Here is an 18,445-nt window from a genome sequence, read left to right on the forward strand (position 1 = left end):
AAGCGAGGCTAATCAATCAGGAGAGGGCGATGCTGGATCTCCAACGACTGCGGGCCCTGCACGCCGTCTCCGTGCACGGCACGGTCGGAGCGGCCGCCGTGGCGCTCGGCTACACCCCGTCGGCCGTCTCCCAGCAGATCGCGAAGCTGGAGCGGGAGACGCGGACGGTGCTGCTCGAACGGGAGGGGCGAGGGGTGCGCCTGACCGACGAGGCACACCAACTCGTCGCCACCGCCGTCGAATTGCTGGCGATCGTGGAGCGGGCCGAGACGGATCTGGAGGAGCGGCGGGGGCTGCCGGCCGGGCGGCTGACGGTGGCGGCGTTCCCGTCGGCGGCGCGGGGGCTGCTGCCGCCGGTCCTCGCCGACCTCGCGAAGCGGCACCCGGCCCTGGACGCCCGTCTGACGGAGGTCGACCCCCATCTGTCGGTCGACCTGGTCGCCAAGGGCGCGGTGGACCTGGTGGTCGCCCACGACTGGGACATCGCGCCGCTGCCCGCTCCCGCGGGCGTCGAGCAGGCGTTGATCGGTGACGACCTGTGCGACCTGCTGGTCCCTGCGGACCACCCCTTCGCTTCCCGAACGGCCGTACGCCGTGCGGAGTTGGGCGGCCAGCGCTGGGTGTGCCAGCCGCCCGGACGGGTCTGCCACGACTGGCTGCTGCGCACCCTGCGCTCGGTCGGTCACGAGCCGGACATCGTCCACACGGCGGAGGAGAACCCGACGCTGGTCGCGCTGGTCGCGGCGGGCCTCGGCGTGGCCCTCATCCCCCGCCTGGGCCGGGGCCCCCTCCCGCCGAACGTGGCCGAGGTCCCCCTGGACCCCCTCCCCGTCCGCCACCTCTACGCCCTCTGGCGCGAGGGCGCGTCCCGCCGCCCCGCGATCGCGGAGACGGTCCGCTCCTTGCAGGCCCACTGGCCCGGGGTGTCGGACCGCTAGGCACCGGGACGAATCGGATCGCGCCCCGCCATGTGGCCTGCAGGACTGTGCGTCCCCTTGACCGGCAGAAACTTCCCGGATATTGGTGGCCCTTTGGAAGTTTCCTTCAGCGATCTCCTCCGGAAGGAGCGCACGTGCACCACACCAGCACGCCAAGCGCAGGAAACCCCGCTGCCGCCCCCTCCAGACGAACGGTTCTCGCCGCCACCGCCGGTGTAACCGCCGCCCTGACGGTCGGGCAGAGCACCGCGCAGGCGGCCGACGACAAGCACCTCCAGCGGCTCATCTCCCGGATGAGCCTGGAGGAGAAGGTCGGCCAGCTCTTCGTCTCCCGTGTCTACGGCCACTCCGCCACCGCCCCCGACCAGGCCGACATCGACGCCAACCTCAGCGAACTCGGCGTCCGCACGGCGGCCGAACTGCTCGCCAAGTACCGCCTCGGCGGCATCATCTACTTCACCTGGGCCCACAACACCCGTACCCCGCACCAGATCGCGGACCTGTCGAACGGCATCCAGAAGGCCTCCCTCGACCTCCCCCGCGGGCTGCCGGTGCTGGTCTCCACGGACCAGGAGCACGGGATAGTGGCCCGCGTGGGCAGGCCCGCGACGCTCTTCCCGGGCGCGATGGCCCTCGGCGCCGGGGGTTCGCGCGCCGATGCCCGCACCCTCGGCCGGATCGCCGGCGAGGAACTGCGCGCGATGGGCATCCGGCAGGACTACGCCCCCGTCGCCGACGTCAACGTCAACCCCGCCAACCCGGTCATCGGCGTACGGTCCTTCGGCGCGGACCCGGACGCGGTGGCCGACCTGGTCGCGGCGGAGGTCACCGGGTACCAGCGCGCGGACGTCGCCGCGACCGCCAAGCACTTCCCCGGCCACGGCGACACCGAGGTGGACAGCCACTACGGCTTCCCGGTCATCGAGCACACCCGCGAGGAGTGGGGCCGGATCGACGCGCCCCCGTTCCGGGCGGCGATCGAGGCCGGCATCGACTCCATCATGACGGCGCACATCATGGTCCCGGCGCTGGACTCCTCCGGCGACCCGGCCACGCTCTCCCGCCCGATCCTCACCGGCATCCTGCGCGAGGAGCTGGGCTACGACGGCGTCGTGGTCACCGACTCGCTCGGCATGGAGGGCGTCCGCACCAAGTACGGCGACGACCGGGTGCCGGTACTGGCGCTGAAGGCGGGCGTGGACCAGCTGTTGAACCCGCCCAAGCTGGACGTCGCCTGGAACGCGGTCCTGAAGGCCGTACAGGACGGCGAGCTCACCGAGGAGCGGCTCGACGAATCGATCCTGCGGGTGCTGCGGCTGAAGGCGAAGCTGGGGCTCTTCGAGTCGCCCTACGTCAGCGCGCGCGGCGTCGACCGCGCGGTCGGCACCCGGGCCCATCTCAAGGAGGCCGACCGGATCGCCGAGCGGACGACGACCCTGCTGGTCAACGAGGGCGGCCTGCTGCCGCTGTCCCGGCGCGAGCACCCCCGGCTGCTCGTGGTCGGCGCCGACCCGGCCTCGCCGTCCGGCACGACCGGCCCGCCCACCGGCGTCCTCGCCACCGCGCTGACGGAACTCGGCTTCACCGCCACCGCGTTGTCCACCGGTACGGCGCCCTCGGCGGCGGTCGTGGACCGTGCGGTCGCGGCGGCCCAGGACGTGGACGCGGTGGTCGTGGGGACGTACAACGTCACGGCGACCAGCGCGCAGAAGACGCTGGTCGAACGGTTGCTGGCGACCGGGAAGCCGGTCGTCGCGGTGGCCGTGCGCAATCCGTACGACGTGGCCCATCTGCCCGGCGTCCGGGGGTACCTGGCGTCCTACTCGTGGACGGACGTCGAGGTGCGGGCCGCGGCGCGGGTCATCGCAGGCAAGGTGCGGCCGCGCGGCAAGCTGCCGGTGCCGGTGCAGCGGGCGGACGATCCGGCTCGTGTGCTGTACCCGGTCGGGCACGGGCTGTCGTACTAGGCGTCGACCGGACGGGGGGTGCGCGGTACGCCACGCACCCCCCGCGCACGCGGGCCGTGCCCGCCCGTGGTGACGGGCGGGCACGGCCCCGGCGTCACGGACGCAGGGTGCGCTCCGCGCCCCGCTTGTCCAGCCGGGCGTCGTACGTCGCCAGCGGCTTGGCCGCCGCCGGGTCGGCCGCCACCGCGGTGGACGCGACCCCGGCCCACCGCAGGATCTTCGCGGTGGCCAGCGCCTTCTGCTCGGCCCGCAGACCGGCCACGTTGGCGCCGTGGTTGGCGCCGGGGGCGGTGAAGACGTAGGAGTCGTGCGCGCCCTTGCCGAGCCGGAACCGCTCGGCGCCCCACGGGTCGTTCTCGCCGTAGACGAACAGCATGTGCCGCGCGTTGTGGCGGACCCAGCTGTCGACGTCCTCCATGGCGCCCTCCCGGAACTTCATCGGGATCGAGCGCGGCACGAAGTACCGGGGCGGCAGGTAGCCGTAGCGGACGTACTTCTTCTCGATGTGCGGGAAGACGATCGTCGGCGCGCCGAGCTGCGTGCCCGCCTGGTAGTAGTACGGCGTGTACGGCTCCAGGCCCTGGTCGGTGTAGAAGGAGAACCCGGCGATCGTGTCGATGGAGTTCCAGATCTCCTCGTCGGTCGCGTTCTTCGCGTCCGCCGGGATGGTGCCGCAGTCGGACAGCAGGCTGTACTGCCAGAAGCCCCAGACGTAGTCGAGGACGGTCGCCTCGTACGCCTTGTCGAGGCTGCCGACGGTGTCGAAGGTGTAGCCGTTCTCGGCCGCGTACGCCTGGTACCGCTGCTCCAGCGGCTCCCGGCGCACCAGGGCCTCGCGCTGCACCCCGTTGAGCCGGTCGCGGCACTCCTTGGTGCCGACGCCGGCGAAGAAGCGGTCGTACGCCTTGTCCTCGTCGTTCACGACGTCGTTGGGGGCGACGTAGGCGACGACGCCGTCCATGTCGCGGGGGTAGAAGCGCTCGTAGTAGGTGGCGGTCATGCCGCCCTTCGAACCGCCCGTGGAAATCCAGTTCTTGGAGTAGATCCGCTTCAGCGCCGTGAAGATGCGGTGCTGGTCGCTGGCGGCCTGCCAGATGTCCAGCTTGGTCCAGTCGGCCGGGCTGGGCCGGGACGGCGTGAAGAAGCGGTACTCCATGGAGACCTGGTTGCCGTCCACGATCTGGGTCGGCTCACGGCGGCTCGGGGTGGTGGAGACGTTGTAGCCACCGGTGTAGAAGACCGTCGGCCGCGAGACGTCCTTGTGCAGCACCGTGATCCGCTGCTGGAACGTGCCCTTGGAGGGCTTGCGGTGGTCGACCGGCTGTGCGTAGTTGAGGACGAAGAAGCGGTAGCCGGGGTACGGCTTCTCCTCGATCAGGCTCATGCCGGGTATGGAGAGCAACCGGTCCTTGATGTCGGTGGCCTCCGGCTGGGCCGCGGTGGCCGCCCCCGCCGTGCTCAGCGTGCCTATGAGCACGGTGAGCGCGAGCAGCCATCTGAGCGCCTTGCGCATGCACCCTCCCTGTAAGAACAGATGTGCGCCGGAAGCTATCGGAGCAACACACCTGTGCACCAGGGTGGTTGGTGAATCAGCAGGTCAGCACAGTATCCAGCCGGAGCTGACCGACTCCTGGCCGACCGCGCCCTTCACCCAGACGCAGCGCTGCCCGGCGTGCACGGTCACCGGCCCCGCGCGGTGCGAGTAGCGGCCCTTGTCGACGACCGGGCGGTTGCCGCGCGCCTGCACGCTGACGGACATCGAGCGCCTGGGACCGGGGTCCTCCGGGAGCGTGACGGCGCAGACGTACCCGCCGCGCTTGTAGACGTGCACGGCGCCGGTGGCGAACGGCAGGGTCCTGACCTTGCGTCCGGCGCACGCCGACGCCGACCCCGCCGCCGCCCGCGCGTCCGCCGGGGCGGCGAGCGCCAGCAGTCCGGCCGCGGTCAGCAGGGCCACTCCGAGCCCCGTCCGCCGTCGTATCGCACCCGTGTCCACAGTCGTCCCCTCTGCGCCCCTCGGATCGACGTACGGATGTACGGACGCGCGACGTACGCCGGATGGTTGCGCGGTTCCCGGACGCCTACGCTCCCCGCGGGCGGGCGAACCCCCCGGGCTTCGGGACGACCGGCCGGACTCCGTCAGGCCACCGCCGGGGCCTCCTCGCCGATGAAGGTGCGCCACAGGGCCGCGTATCTGCCGCCGCGGCCGAGCAGTTCCTCGTGCGTGCCGTCCTCCACCACCCGGCCGTGGTCCATCACCACGACCCGGTCCGCGCGCGCGGCGGTGGTCAGCCGGTGCGCGACGACGAGCGTCGTACGGCGGCCGGTCAGCCGGTCCGTCGCCTGGTTGACCTGTGCCTCGGTCGCCAGGTCCAGCGCGGCCGTCGCCTCGTCCAGGAGCAGCACGTCCGGGTCGACCAGTTCGGCGCGGGCCAGCGCGATCAGCTGGCGCTGACCGGCGGAGAGGTTGCGGCCGCGCTCGGCGACCTCGTGGAGGTAACCGCCCTCCAGGGTCGCGATCATCTCGTGCGCCCCGACCGCGCGGGCCGCCGCCTCCACCGCGGCGTCGGTGGCGTCCGGGCGGCCGTAGGCGATGGCGTCACGCACGGTGCCGGGGAAGAGGTACGCCTCCTGCGGCACGACGCCCAGGCGGTGCCGGTACGAGGTGATGTCGAGGTCCCGCAGATCGGCGCCGTCGACGGTGACCCGGCCGCCGGTCGGGTCGTAGAACCGCGCCACCAGCTTCACCAGCGTCGACTTGCCCGCGCCGGTCTCGCCGACGAACGCGACGGTCTGCCCGGCGGGAACGGTGAGGTCGATGCCGCCGAGGGCCTCCTCCTCGTCGCCGTAGGAGAAGTGCACGTCCTCGAAGGCGATGTCGCCCCGCAGGGACAGGACTTCGCGGGGTTCGTCGGCGGACTTCGTCGACGTCGGCTCCCGCAGCAGCTCCTGGATCCGGCCGAGCGAGACGGACGCCTGCTGGTAGCCGTCGAAGACCTGGGAGAGCTGCTGGACGGGGGCGAAGAACAGATCGATGTAGAGCAGGTAGGCCACCAGCGCGCCCGTGGTGAGGGTGGCCGCCTCCACCCGCCCGGCGCCCGCGTAGAGCACGGCCGCCGCGGCGACCGAGGACAGGAACTGCACGAAGGGGAAGTAGACGGAGATCAGCCACTGGCCGCGTATGCGGGCCTGCCGGTAGCTGTCGCTGCGCTCGGCGAACCGCCGCCCGCCGTCCCCCTCGCGCCGGAACGCCTGCACGATCCGCAGCCCGGAGACCGTCTCCTGGAGGTCGGCGTTGACCGTCGATACCCGCTCACGGGCGAGCTCGTAGGCCTTCACGCTGGCCCTGCGGAAGAAGTACGTGGCGATGATCAGCGGCGGGAGCGTGGCGAAGACGACGAACGCGAGCTGGACGTCGATCACCAGCAGGGCGCCCATGATCCCGAAGAAGGTGACCACGGAGACGAAGGCCGTGACGAGGCCCGTCTGGAGGAACGTCGACAGGGCGTCCACGTCCGTCGTCATCCGGGTCATGATCCGGCCCGTCAACTCGCGCTCGTAGTAGTCGAGTCCGAGCCGCTGAAGCTGGGCGAAGATCTTCAACCGCAGCGAGTAGAGCACCCGTTCACCGGTGCGGCCGGTCATCCGGGTCTCGCCGATCTGCGCCACCCACTGGGCGAGGACGGCGAACAGGGCGAGCAACGAGGCGGCCCAGACCGCGCCGAGGGCGACCTTGGTGACACCGCTGTCGATGCCGTGCCGGATCAGCACGGGCAGCAGCAGGCCCATGCCCGCGTCGACGGCCACCAGGCCGAGGCTGATCAGCAGGGGCGCGCCGAAGCCCCGCAGCAGCCGCTTCAGCCCGTAGGAGCGCTCGGGCCGCACGGCGCGGGCCTCGTCGACGCCGGGGGTCTCGGTGGCCGGGGGCAGTGCGTCGACCTGGGCGAGCAGCTCCGGGGTGGCGGGGGTGCCGGTAAGAGCGGCGTCCTTGGGCTCGCGGTCACCGGTCCACAGGTGGGGCGTGACGCCGCGCTCGGCGTCGAACTCGGCGTCCAGCTCCTCACGGACGGAGGTGTCCTCCGGGGGCGCGGCGGGCAGGGCGTGGCCCGGGGAGACGGCACCGAGTTCGTCGGGGTCGGTGAGCAGGCGGCGGTAGAGGGCCGAGCGTTTCTGGAGCTCGTCGTGGGTGCCGATGTCGGCGAGCCGGCCGGCGTCCAGGACGGCGATGCGGTCGGCGAGGTTGAGCGTGGAGCGCCGGTGGGCGATGAGCAGGGTCGTGCGGCCCTCCATCACATGCCCCAGCGCCTCGTGGATCTCGTGCTCGACCTGGGCGTCGACGGCGGAGGTGGCGTCGTCGAGGACGAGCAGACGCGGGTCGGTGAGCAGGGCGCGGGCCAGGGCGATGCGCTGGCGCTGGCCGCCGGAGAGGGTCAGTCCGTGCTCGCCGACCGTGGTGTCGTAGCCGTGCGGGAGTTCCCGGATGAAGCGGTCCGCCTGGGAGGCGCGGGCGGCGGCCTCGATCTGGGCGTCGGTGGCGTCCGGGTGTCCGTAGGCGATGTTGTTGCGGACCGTGTCCGAGAAGAGGAACGAGTCCTCGGGGACCAGGCCGATCGCGGCCCTGAGCGAGTCGAGGGTGAGTTCGCGGACGTCGTGGCCGCCGATCAGGACGGCGCCGCGGCCGACGTCGTAGAAGCGCGGCAGGAGGAGGGAGACCGTCGACTTTCCGGAGCCGGAGGAGCCGACGACCGCGAGGGTCTCGCCGGGGCGGATCTCGAAGCTCAGGCCGTCGAGCACCGGCTTGCCGGCGTCGTACCCGAAGGAGACGTCGTCGAACTCGACGGTGGCGGGGGCGTCGGCGGGGAGGTCGTGGGTCCCGTCCCGCAGCGACGGCTCGGTGTCGATCAGCTCCAGGACGCGTTCGGTGCCGGCGCGGGCCTGCTGGGCGACGGTGAGGACCACGGCGAGCATCCGGACCGGGCCGACGAGCTGGGCGAGGTAGGTGGAGAAGGCGACGAAGGTGCCGAGCGTGATGTGGCCGCGCACGGCCAGCCAGCCACCGAGGGCGAGCATCGCGACCTGGCCGAGGGCGGGGACGGCCTGGAGGGCGGGGGTGTACCTGGAGTTCAGCCGGATGGTGCGCAGGCGCCCCGCGAACAGCTTCCTGCCGACCTCTCTGAGCTTGCCGGTCTCCTGCTCCTCCTGCCCGAACCCCTTCACCACGCGTACGCCGGTGACGGCGCCGTCGACGACGCCCGCGACGGCGGCGGCCTGGGCCTGGGCGTACCAGGTGGCGGGGTGCAGCTTGCTGCGGCTGCGCTTGGCGATGAACCACAGGGCCGGGGCGACGGCCAGCGCCACCAGGGTGAGCGGCGGTGACAGCCACGCCATGATCACCAGGGAGATGACGAAGAGCAGGAGGTTCCCGATGGTCATCGGGAGCATGAAGAGCAGGCCCTGGATCAGCTGGAGGTCGCTGGTGGCCCGCCCGACGACCTGGCCCGTCGACAGCTCGTCCTGGCGGCGCCCGTCGAGCCGGGTGATCGTGTCGTACATGTCCGTGCGCAGGTCGTGCTGGACGTCCAGGGCGACCCGGCCGCCGTAGTAGCGGCGGATGTAGGTGAGGACGTAGACGAGCAGGGCGGCGCCGATGAGCGCGGCGGCCCAGGGTGTCATGGCGCGGGTCCGGTCCCCGACCACGTCGTCGATGATCACCTTGGTGATCAGGGGGACGAGGGCCATGACGGCCATGCCGGCCAGGGAGGATCCGAGGGCCAGGACCACGTCCTTCCGATAGCGCCAGGCGTAGCCCCACAGCCGTCGTGCCCATCCCCGTTGCGGTCCCACGCCGGTGCCCTCCGGTCCTGATCCTGCCGATCGTCCTGATCTACCGGAAGGCACCAACACGGACGGGCCCCGATTTCATCCCGCCGCGATGATCTCGAGGTCTGTTCAGGACGCGGCGAGGTCCCTGTGGACGACCTTGGCCACGCCCTGGATGGTCGCGACGCCGTAGTTCATGGTGCTGTTGCCGTGGGTGAGCACGGTGATCATGTAGTCGTGGCCACGGCCCTTGAAGGCCCCGACGCTGTGCACGCGCCAGCCGTAGGTGGCCCGCTGCAGCCAGCCGTTCTTGACGGCGACGGAGACCCCGGACGGCACCCCGTAGGGCGTCCCCCAGCGCTGGGAGGAGACCACCTGGCCCATCAGCTTCAGGATGTAGGCGCGGGAGTTGTCGCTGAGCACGGTGTTCTTGGCGGTGACGAGCTTGAGCAGCTTCTGCTCGTCGGTGACCGTGATCCGGGTCAGGCCCCAGTAGCCGTCGGCGCCGGGCTTGGTCTGCGTCATCCCGGCGGCGGACAGGAAGCCCTTGATCTTCGTCAGGCCCAGCTGCCGCCAGAGCGTGCTGGTCGCCGCGTTGTCCGACTTGGTGATCATGGCCGTGGCGAGGGAGGTCTCGCGGGCGGTGAGGTAGCGGCCGTGCTTCTTCGCGTCCCACAGCAGCGCGGCGAGCACGGTGACCTTGACGACGCTGGCCGAGTCGTAGGCGGTGGTGGACCGCAGGGTGCAGGTCGTCCTGGTGGTGCGGTCGTAGAGGCCGACGGCGACGGTGCCCTTGCGGTTCGCGAGGGCGGCCGTGATGTCCTTCTTCAGCTTGGCGGCGAGCCCCGCCTTGGCGGAGGTGCAGCTGACGGTGGGCGCGGGCGCGGCGGCCGCGGGGGACGCGGCGGCGACGACCGGGACGAGAAGTCCGGCACCGAGGGCTGCGGCGAGCAGTCCCGTACGCCGGGGTCTGAGGAAAGTCATGCCGGTTCTGACCCGAATGGGTGACCGAAGGTTGTACATGCGTTCCCAGGAACACATGTCCGCGCGCGCTCAGGGGCGGTCGGAGGGCCGCAGGCCGCCGCGGAGCGAGGGGAGGCGAACCGGTGGCTGCGCGCTCCCCGGTCCGTGCCTCCGATTCCTCCCATGAGGTGGTGTGCGGCCCCGGCGGCCGGGCATGCCGCCGTACCCCCTCGGGACGATGGCGAGGTGCCCCGGCAACTCCGCCGGGGCGCACCACAGCCGTCCGAGGAGACTCATGAAGCTTCGTTCCTGGTCCGTCGCCGCCGCGCTCGCGCTGACCGCGCTCGTCCTGCCGTCCCAGGGCGCGGTCGCCGCCGAGGCCGCCGCGCCGCCCGCCTGCCCCGACGGGTCGGTCTGCTTCTGGAGCGGGGAGGGATTCGGCGGCGACTACTGGGAATGGACGGCCCGCAGCGGCTACCGCGACATGCCGCCCCGCCTGCACGACCACGTCGGCTCGGTCGTGGCGAGCACCCGCGCCTGCTTCATCAACTGGAGCCCGGTCGAGAAGCGCGACGTCTTCAACGGCGACTGGCGCTCCCGCTACCTAGGCGACTTCGGCGGCCGCATCGACGGCGTCGGCCCGGGCGCCTGCTGACCCGGTCCCGCTGACACGGGCGCCCACACCGGGCCCCGCCACCGCGCCTTCGGGGCCACCCGGGCCCGGAGGTGCGGCGTCACCGGAGCCGCCCGGTCCCGGGGACGCCCCTGGGCCGCGCCGGCGAGGTCGCCGGAGGCCGACAGGGGAAGGCGTGCCGGGGTTGCGGGTGGGGTGGCGTCCGGGGGTCAGGCCAGGTGTGTGGGGGCGAACATGCGCAGGACCGCCGGGAGGACGACCACCGACGGGCCCGGGGACGCCAGTGCCTTCGTCAGGTCGGCCTCCAGGTTCTCCGGCGTCGTGCGGGTTCCCGGGACGCCGAAGGACTCCGCGAGCGCCACGTAGTCGGGACGGGTCAGTTCCGTCGCCGTGGGCCGGCCGAAGGCGTCGGTCATGTACTCGCGCAGGATGCCGTAGCCCCCGTCGTCGACGATCAGCCAGGTGACGTTCAGGTCGTACTGCCGGGCGGTCGCCAGTTCGGCGATCGAGTACAGCGCGCCGCCGTCGCCCGACACCGCGAGCACCGGGCGGGTCGGGTCGGCGGCCGCCGCGCCCAGCGCCGCCGGGAAGCCGTAGCCGAGGCCGCCCGCGCCCTGGGCGGAGTGCATGGTGTTGGGGCCCTTGGCGTCGAAGGCCGACCAGGCCCAGTACGCGAGGATCGTCATGTCCCAGAAGGACGGGGAGTCGGCCGGCAGCGCGCGCCGGACGGACGCCAGCACGTCCTGTTCCAGGGTGAGTTCCTGGGAGGCGATGCGGTCGGCGACCTTCGTGAGGACCTCGCGCACGCGCTGCGGCGCCGCCGGGTCCTGCCGCTCCGTCACCGTCTCCAGCAGCGCCTGCAGGGCGAGGCGCGCGTCCGCGTGGATGCCCAGCGCCGGGTGGTTGGACTCCAGCTTGCCGAGGTCGGCCTCGATCTGGATCACCCGGCCGCGCGGCTTGAACGTGTGGTAGTTGGAGGAGAGTTCACCGAGGCCGGAGCCGACGACGAGGAGGACGTCCGCGTCCTCCAGGAAGTCGGTGGTGTGCCGGTCCTCGATCCAGGACTGCAACGACAACGGGTGCGTCCAGGGGAAGGCGCCCTTGCCGCCGGGGGTCGTGACGACCGGCGCCGCGAGCGTCTCCGCGAGCCGGCGGAGCTTCTTCGACGCGTCGGCCCGGACAACCCCGCCGCCCGCGATGATCGCCGGGCGGGCCGCGTTCGAGAGCAGGTGGGCCGCCACGGCCGTGAGTTCGGGGCGCGGCGGCAGCTCCTCGGGGAAGGCGTCGCCGCCGGTCACGACCGGCACGGACGTCTCGGCGAGCAGCACGTCCTGCGGGATCTCCACCCACACCGGCCCGTGCGGGGCGGTCAGCGCCGACTTCCAGGCGGCCGCGACGGCGGAGGGGATCTGGGACTGGGTGCGCACGGTGTGGACCGACTTCACCACGCCCCGGAACGAGGCGGACTGGTCGGGCAGTTCGTGCAGATAGCCGTGCCGCCCGCCGCCGAGGCCCGCCGTCGGGATCTGGCTGCTGATCGCCAGCACGGGCGCCGAGGCCGCCGCCGCCTCCTGGAGCGCGGCCAGCGAGGTCAGCGCCCCCGGGCCCGTCGACAGCAGCAGCGGTGCCGCCTCGCCGGTGATCCGGCCGTACGCGTCGGCCGCGAAGCCGGCGTTGTTCTCCACCCGCAGCCCGATGTACCGCAGGTCGGACCGCCGCAGGGCGTCGAACATGCCGAGCGCGTGCTGACCGGGCAGGCCGAAGACCGTCGTCGCGCCGAGCCCGGCCAGCGTCTCCACGACCAGGTCCCCGCCGTTGCGCCCGGGCGGCGGGTTCAGGGCCGCCGAGGTCTGCGCGGCCGTCGGGCGGAGTACCAGGTCGTGGTCGTGAGTCACTTCGCGCGCGCCTCGGCAATCTGTCGGGACATGATCGTGGTCAGTTCGTACGCCGTGTGGGAGGCCGCCACGGACGTGATCTCCGCGTGGTCGTACGCGGGGGCCACCTCGACGACGTCGGCCGACACCAGGTTGCAGGATGCCAGCCCCCGCAGGATCTCCAGCAGTTCGCGGGAGGTCATGCCGCCGGCCTCGGGGGTGCCCGTGCCGGGCGCGTGCGCCGGGTCGAGGCAGTCGATGTCGATGGAGATGTACAGCGGGCGGTCGCCGATGCGCTGGCGCAGCTGGTCGGCGACCTCGTCGGCGCCGCGGCGGTAGACGTCCGCGGAGGTGACGATGCCGAAGCCCATCTTCTCGTCGTCGGTGAGGTCCTGCTTGCCGTACAGCGGGCCGCGGGTGCCGACGTGGGAGAGCGCCGAGGTGTCGAGGATGCCCTCCTCGACGGCGCGGCGGAACGGCGTGCCGTGCGTGTACTCGGCGCCGAAGTAGGTGTCCCACGTGTCGAGGTGGGCGTCGAAGTGCAGCAGCGCCACCGGGCCGTGCTTCCTGGCCACCGAGCGGAGCAGCGGAAGGGCGATGGTGTGGTCGCCGCCCAGCGTCATCAGCCGGGCGCCGGTGCCGAGCAGGTCGTCGGCGGCCGCCTCGACGGTCTCGACGGCCTCGTTGATGTTGAAGGGGTTCACGGCGATGTCGCCGCCGTCCGCGACCTGGGCGAGGGCGAACGGGGAGGCGTCCTGCGCCGGGTTGTAGGGCCGCAGCAGCCGGGACGCCTCACGGATCGCGTTGCCGCCGAAGCGGGCGCCCGGCCGGTACGAGACGCCCGAGTCGAACGGCACGCCCACGACGGCGACGTCGGCGGTGCCGACCTCGTCGAGGCGGGGCAGCCGGGCGAAGGTCGCGGGGCCGGCGTACCGCGGGACGCGGGACGAGTCGACGGGGCCGCGGGGTGTCGGCGTCTCGTTGCTGCTCATCGGGAATTGCCTTCTCTCTCACGCTTCATCGCGTATGCACCGCATGGACGACATGCGCTGCTTGCACTACTTGTCGTACGACTCTACTGGTGGGCCGGGGCGTGCTCGGACCGGGGCTCGGGCGCCCGCCCGGCGAGCCGGTCGCGCCAGGCGGCGAGCACGGCGGCGTCCGTCGCCGGGGTCGCGAGGGAGACGATCACGTACGAGGCCAGCGAGGCCAGCAGGCCGTAGTAGATGGGCTCGTTGGCGAGGATGCCGTAGGTGGCCATCAGGACGATCACGGAGATGCCGCCGACCCCGACGCCCGCGAGCGCGCCCTGGACCGTGCCGCGCTTCCAGAGCAGTCCGCCGAGGATCGGCACCAGCAGGCCGCCGACGAGCAGGTTGTACGCCACGGTCAGCGCCTGCACGACGTCGTTGAGCGCGATGGCCGTGAGGATCACGGCGACGCCCATGAGCAGGATGAAGACGCGATTGCCCTTGACCTCGTCGTGCTCCTGCTCGGACGGGCGCACCAGGCCCCGCAGCCGCGACCAGATGTCGTTGTTGGCGACGGTGGCGCAGGCGATCAGGGCACCGGAGGACGTGGACATCACCGCCGCGAGCGCCGCGGCGAGCACCAGTCCCCGCACGCCGATGGGGAGTTCGTCCTTGACGATCGTCGCGAAGGCGTCGTCCGCGCTGGCCAGGTTCGGGTAGAGCACCTTGGCCGCGGTGCCGATGACGGCGCCGGCGAGCGCGTAGACCAGGCAGTAGGTGCCGGCGACGGTGCCGCCCCACTTCGCCGTCGTGTCGTTGCGGGCCGTGAAGACGCGCTGCCAGATGTCCTGACCGATCAGCATGCCGAACGTGTAGATCAGGACGTAGGTGAAGATCGTCTCGCCGCCGATGCCCAGCGGGTCGAAGTACTCGGTGGGCAGCTTCGCCTTCATCTCGCTGAAGCCGCCGGCCTTGACGACCGCGATCGGCAGCAGGAGCAGCAGCACGCCGATCGTCTTGACCACGAACTGCACCATGTCGGTCAGCGTGATCGACCACATGCCGCCCAGCGTCGAGTAGGCGACGACGATCGAGCCGCCGAGGACGATCGCGAGGGTGCGGTTCATGTCGAAGAGGACGTCGAAGATCGTGGCGTACGCGATCGTCGAGGTCACCGCGAGCATCAGGGTGTACGCCCACATGACCACGCCGGAGATCACGCCCGCCCGGCCGCCGTAGCGCAGGTCCAGCATCTCGGAGACGGTGTAGACCTTCAGGCGGGCGATCCGGGCGGAGAAGAAGATCGACAGCGCCAGCAGGCCGAGGCCGATGGTGAAGACCATCCAGGCGCCGGAGAGGCCGTACTGGTAGCCGAGGCCCACGCCGCCGATGGTGGAGGCGCCGCCGAGGACGATCGCCGCCATGGTGCCGGAGTACATGGCCGGGCCCAGGCGGCGGCCGGCCACCAGGAACTCGCTCTTGGACTTGGCGCGGCGCATGCCCCACCAGCCCATGGCCAGCATGCCGGCCAGATAGACGACGATCACGATGTAGTCGACGGCCATGGGGCCCTCCTTCGCGCACTCTCGGTGGCGTGTCGTGCAGATGGGGGTCGTCCGGTGTGACGGCGCGGGGACATCCGCCCGTACCCGCGGCTGCCGGTCTGGACCGACCTTAGGTGGCCGGAAAGCGACTGCGAAGTGTACGTTTCATCCATTCGTACGGAACGGACTGGAGGAAACGCACACACCATGTCCGAGTCGCCGGCCCTCCCGCCCACTCCTCCCGTGCCCCTTTCCGCCCTGCTGGCCAGGGAGGATCTCGCCCTGCGCCAGATCGCAGGACCGTCGGGCCCGGGAATAGTGCTGCACGGGGCGCACACCTCGGAGATGTCCGATCCGTACCCGTATCTGCTGGGCGGCGAGCTGCTCCTCTCGGCCGGGGTGCACATTCCGCCGGGCGCGCCGGGGACGTATTTCGACGACTACGTCTCGCGGATCGTCGCGGCGGGCGGCGCGGCCCTCGGCTTCGGGGTGGCCCCGGTGCACGACACGGTGCCGCGGGCGCTGGTCGAGGCGTGCGAGGCGCACGGCCTGCCCCTGCTGGAGGTCCCGCCACGGACCACCTTCTCCGGTGTCGCCCGCGCCGTCTGGCAGCTGATCGCCCGCGCCCGCCTCGACGAACTGCGCCGGGTGACGGAGGCCCAGCAGGGCCTCGCCACGGCCGCCGCCCGTCCGGATCCCGTCCCGTCGGTGCTGCGCCAGCTGTCGCAGCGGGTGGGGGGCTGGACGGTCCTGTACGGCTCCGACGGCGCCCGGATCGCCACCGCGGGCAGACCCCCGTCGGACGAGGCACGACGAGCGCTGGAGGAGCTGGCGGGGGTGGTACGCCCGGTCGGCGACCGCCCGCCGCCGGGCGAAGGCCGGGGCGCTGTGCCGACGCCCGCCCCCACACGGACGGCCTCGGCGCCGGCCACAGCCGCATCCACCCGTCCCGCACAGCCCGGCGCCCCGCGCACCACCCCGCCACCCGCCGCACCCCCGACGAGCCCCACGCCACCGGTCACGGGTGCCCCGCTCCCCACGCCACCGGCCACACGTGCCGCAGGCCCCGCACGACCGGCCACCGGCACCACCCGCCCCGCACCGGCCACGACCCCCGGCCCGCCACGTACGGCCCCGTCGTCAGCCGCCTCCCGCCCCGCCCCCTCCTCCGCCACCGACACCGTGACCGGCACCCACCTCTCCGCCTACGCCCTCGGCGCCGGGCAGGGGTTCGTGCTCGGGATCGCCGCCCCGCGCCGTGAACCCGCCGATCACGCGATCGCCTCCGTCGCCTCCGTGCTGCTCTCCCTCCTCACCGGCGAGCACCACAGCGGCGCCGGCGCTGCGCGCTCCTCGGCGCTGGTGCGGCTGCTGCTCGGGGCCGATCCGGAGGCGGTGGCTCCGCTGCTCGGTGCCGAACGGTGGCTGGTCGTCCACGGGCGGCCGGACTCGCACGCCCCCGACCCGGTCGCCGCCTCGGCGCTCGGCGCGGCCCTGGGCTCGCCCCTGGTGGACCTCGCCCGGGACGTCGTACGCGTCCTGCTGCCCGCCGAGCGTGAACCGGCCCCGCAACCCGGCTGGACCCTGGGCGTCAGCGCCTCCGCCGGCCCGCGCGAGTGGCCGGCCGCCGACACCCAGGCGGCCCGTGCGCTGGCACGGGCCCGCGCCACCCGCACGGCGCTGGTCCGGCACGGCGGCCGGCCCGCACTGGCGGACCTGGTGCCGGCCGGTGAGGCGCAGGCGTACGCCCGCGCGGTGCTGGGCCCCGTGGCGGGCAACACCGCCCTCACCGACACCCTGCGCACCTGGCTGTCCCTGCACGGCAGTTGGGACCGCACCGCCGTCGCCCTGTCGGTGCACCGCAACACCGTCCGGCAGCGGATCAGCCGGTGTGCGGCGCTGCTGGAGGTGGACCTGGACGACCCGGACGTACGGATGGAGCTGTGGTTCGCGCTGCGGCAGCTGTGACGGCCGGTCGACCTCGGGTGCGTGACCCACGTCCCAGCGTGCGGGACGCCGGGGACGGGCCCGGGCCGGTACCGCACAATAAGAGCCATGCCGATATCCGGGACACCCAGCCGCGCCGAGCTCGTCGAGCACCTTGTGAAGACCCGTATCGCGGGCGACGTCGCCACCCCGCGAGAGAACAACCTCTCCCACTACCGCCAACTGTCGAACGGCGTCCGCAACTTCTGGCTCGGCCTGGAGCTCGGCGACCGCTGGACCGACGAGCAGGACGTCCTCGCGGTGATGGCGGAGCGGGTCGGCGTGAACGACGACGCCGAGCACCGGCACGGCCAGGACACCATCGACCCCGAGCTGACGGTGGCCGCGCTGGAGCGCCTCGCGGCCCGGCTGCGCAAGGCGGCGGACAGCCGCCAGCGGGTGCTCTTCGCGACCGGCCACCCCGGGGGCCTGCTGGACGTCCACCGCGCCACGGCGGCCGCGCTGCGCGCCGCGGGCTGCGAGATCGTGGTGATCCCGGAGGGGCTGCAGACGGACGAGGGATACGTCATGCAGTTCGCGGACGTGGCGGTGCTGGAGCACGGCGCCACCCTGTGGCACACCCACTCGGGCGAACCGATGAAGGCCATTCTCACCGCCCTGGAGCGCGAGGGCCGCCCGCTGCCGGACCTGGTCGTCGCCGACCACGGCTGGGCGGGTTACGCGGGCCAGCACGGCGTCGACTCGGTCGGCTACGCCGACTGCAACGACCCGGCCCTGTTCATCGCGGAGGCCGAGGGAACCGTCCAGGTGACGGTCCCCCTCGACGACCACGTGGTCAGCCCGCGCCACTACGACCCGATGACGGCCTACCTGCTGTCGGAGGCGGGGCTCAGCCAGGACGCGGGGCCCGGACGACGCCTTCCTGGATCACCGTGACGGCGAGGCGGCCGTCCTGCGTCCAGATGCGGGCCTGGCCGAGGCCGCGGCCGCCGAACGCCGACGGGGACTCCTGGTCGTACAGGAGCCACTCGTCGGCGCGGAACGGGCGGTGGAACCACATCGCGTGGTCGAGCGAGGCCCCGACGACGTCGCCGACGGCCCAGCCGCCCCTGCCGTGCGCGAGCAGCACGGAGTCGAGGAGCGTCATGTCCGACACGTACGTCGCCAGCACGACGTGCAGCAGCGGGTCGTCGGCGAGCTTGCCGTCGGTGCGGAACCACACCTGCGAGTGCGGCTCACGCGGCTCGCCGAATCTGCCGTACGGCGGCTCGTCGACGTAGCGCAGGTCGACGGCGGCGCGTGCCTCCAGGAACTTCTCGACGACCTGCGCGGGCAGGTGGCCGTACCCCCTCATCCGCTCCCGCGAGGTGGGGAGCGTCTCGGGGTCGGGGGCGGACGGCATCGCCCCTTGGTGCTCGAAGCCTTCCTCGTACTTCTGGAAGGACGCGGACAGCGCGAAGATCGGCTGCCCGTGCTGCACCGCGACGACCCGGCGGGCGGTGAAGGAGCGGCCGTCGTTCATCCGGTCGACCGTGTAGACGATCGGGGCGCCCGGGTCGCCGGCGCGCAGGAAGTACGCGTGCAGGGAGTGCGGGTGCCGGTCCTCGGGGACCGTCCGTCCGGCGGCGACGAGGGCCTGGGCCGCGACCTGCCCCCCGAAGACCCGCGGGACGACGGCGGACCGGGACTGCCCGCGGAAGATGTCCTCCTCGATCTGCTCCAGGTCGAGCAGATCGAGGAGACCCTGTAGTGCCTCGTTCATGGCACCTTTTCTACTGGCCGGCGAT

At 72.5% G+C, this 18,445-nt stretch carries 13 protein-coding genes; 5 read left to right on the top strand and 8 right to left on the bottom strand.

Translation table 11 applies throughout. The annotated features are described in order from the left end of the window. Positions 1–29: 29 nt before the first annotated feature. A complete protein-coding gene (locus tag ACIP2X_RS33525) occupies positions 30–938 on the top strand; it encodes a LysR family transcriptional regulator (protein WP_401680623.1) in 909 nt (302 codons plus the stop codon). A 134-nt stretch (positions 939–1,072) separates the two neighbouring features. Next, positions 1,073–2,905, top strand: a complete 1,833-nt coding sequence (locus ACIP2X_RS33530) for a glycoside hydrolase family 3 protein (RefSeq protein WP_401680626.1) — start codon at positions 1,073–1,075, stop codon at positions 2,903–2,905. Between the two features lie 94 nt (positions 2,906–2,999). Here ACIP2X_RS33530 and ACIP2X_RS33535 read toward each other — a convergent pair whose 3' ends face one another. From ACIP2X_RS33535 to ACIP2X_RS33550, 4 genes are all read right to left on the bottom strand, one after another. Then, positions 3,000–4,418 carry a S28 family serine protease gene (locus tag ACIP2X_RS33535; protein ID WP_401680629.1) on the bottom strand — a complete coding sequence of 473 codons (1,419 nt, stop codon included), beginning with the start codon at positions 4,416–4,418 and terminating at the stop codon, positions 3,000–3,002. Positions 4,419–4,502: 84 nt separating this feature from the next. Beyond that, on the bottom strand, positions 4,503–4,901 hold the full coding sequence (locus ACIP2X_RS33540) for a hypothetical protein (RefSeq protein ID WP_401680632.1): 399 nt from the start codon (positions 4,899–4,901) through the stop codon (positions 4,503–4,505). 143 nt (positions 4,902–5,044) lie between these two features. Then, positions 5,045–8,749, bottom strand: a complete 3,705-nt coding sequence (locus tag ACIP2X_RS33545; RefSeq protein WP_401680635.1) for an ABC transporter ATP-binding protein — start codon at positions 8,747–8,749, stop codon at positions 5,045–5,047. Between the two features lie 105 nt (positions 8,750–8,854). Beyond that, a complete protein-coding gene (locus ACIP2X_RS33550; protein ID WP_401680638.1) occupies positions 8,855–9,709 on the bottom strand; it encodes a serine hydrolase in 855 nt (284 codons plus the stop codon). Positions 9,710–9,983: 274 nt separating this feature from the next. Between ACIP2X_RS33550 and ACIP2X_RS33555 the strand changes: the two genes are divergently transcribed. Beyond that, positions 9,984–10,343, top strand: coding sequence for a peptidase inhibitor family I36 protein (locus tag ACIP2X_RS33555; RefSeq protein WP_401680640.1), 360 nt, complete (start codon positions 9,984–9,986; stop codon positions 10,341–10,343). Between the two features lie 188 nt (positions 10,344–10,531). On the opposite strand, the gene ACIP2X_RS33560 is transcribed toward ACIP2X_RS33555, so the two are convergent. From ACIP2X_RS33560 to ACIP2X_RS33570, 3 genes are all read right to left on the bottom strand, one after another. Then, positions 10,532–12,217, bottom strand: a complete 1,686-nt coding sequence (locus ACIP2X_RS33560; protein ID WP_401680643.1) for a thiamine pyrophosphate-binding protein — start codon at positions 12,215–12,217, stop codon at positions 10,532–10,534. Then, positions 12,214–13,188 carry an agmatinase gene (gene speB / locus ACIP2X_RS33565; RefSeq protein ID WP_401680645.1) on the bottom strand — a complete coding sequence of 325 codons (975 nt, stop codon included), beginning with the start codon at positions 13,186–13,188 and terminating at the stop codon, positions 12,214–12,216. The genes ACIP2X_RS33560 and speB overlap by 4 nt, the downstream gene beginning before the upstream one ends. 83 nt (positions 13,189–13,271) lie before the next feature. Then, positions 13,272–14,732 carry a sodium:solute symporter gene (locus ACIP2X_RS33570; protein WP_401680646.1) on the bottom strand — a complete coding sequence of 487 codons (1,461 nt, stop codon included), beginning with the start codon at positions 14,730–14,732 and terminating at the stop codon, positions 13,272–13,274. Between the two features lie 186 nt (positions 14,733–14,918). Between ACIP2X_RS33570 and ACIP2X_RS33575 the strand changes: the two genes are divergently transcribed. Then, positions 14,919–16,679, top strand: coding sequence for a helix-turn-helix domain-containing protein (locus ACIP2X_RS33575; protein ID WP_401680648.1), 1,761 nt, complete (start codon positions 14,919–14,921; stop codon positions 16,677–16,679). A gap of 87 nt (positions 16,680–16,766) precedes the next feature. Next, positions 16,767–17,594 (top strand): phosphatase, encoded by an 828-nt coding sequence (locus tag ACIP2X_RS33580; protein ID WP_401680651.1) that lies wholly within the window; start codon positions 16,767–16,769, stop codon positions 17,592–17,594. Here the strand turns inward: ACIP2X_RS33580 and tesB are convergent. Beyond that, on the bottom strand, positions 17,548–18,420 hold the full coding sequence (tesB, locus tag ACIP2X_RS33585; protein WP_401680654.1) for an acyl-CoA thioesterase II: 873 nt from the start codon (positions 18,418–18,420) through the stop codon (positions 17,548–17,550). The genes ACIP2X_RS33580 and tesB overlap by 47 nt on opposite strands. Positions 18,421–18,445 lie beyond the last annotated feature (25 nt).

It is taken from the genome of Streptomyces sp. NPDC089424 (assembly GCF_044749345.1).
Lineage (GTDB): Bacteria > Actinomycetota > Actinomycetes > Streptomycetales > Streptomycetaceae > Streptomyces.

Bases quoted from the DNA above. Each gene is read 5' to 3' on its own strand.
- ACIP2X_RS33535 (WP_401680629.1), bottom strand. From the start codon at position 4,418: ATGCGCAAGGCGCTCAGATGGCTGCTCGCGCTCACCGTGCTCATAGGC.
- tesB (WP_401680654.1), bottom strand. From the start codon at position 18,420: ATGAACGAGGCACTACAGGGTCTCCTCGATCTGCTCGACCTGGAGCAG.
- ACIP2X_RS33580 (WP_401680651.1), top strand. From the start codon at position 16,767: ATGCCGATATCCGGGACACCCAGCCGCGCCGAGCTCGTCGAGCACCTT.
- ACIP2X_RS33555 (WP_401680640.1), top strand. From the start codon at position 9,984: ATGAAGCTTCGTTCCTGGTCCGTCGCCGCCGCGCTCGCGCTGACCGCG.
- speB (WP_401680645.1), bottom strand. From the start codon at position 13,188: ATGAGCAGCAACGAGACGCCGACACCCCGCGGCCCCGTCGACTCGTCC.
- ACIP2X_RS33550 (WP_401680638.1), bottom strand. From the start codon at position 9,709: ATGACTTTCCTCAGACCCCGGCGTACGGGACTGCTCGCCGCAGCCCTC.
- ACIP2X_RS33570 (WP_401680646.1), bottom strand. From the start codon at position 14,732: ATGGCCGTCGACTACATCGTGATCGTCGTCTATCTGGCCGGCATGCTG.
- ACIP2X_RS33575 (WP_401680648.1), top strand. From the start codon at position 14,919: ATGTCCGAGTCGCCGGCCCTCCCGCCCACTCCTCCCGTGCCCCTTTCC.
- ACIP2X_RS33525 (WP_401680623.1), top strand. From the start codon at position 30: ATGCTGGATCTCCAACGACTGCGGGCCCTGCACGCCGTCTCCGTGCAC.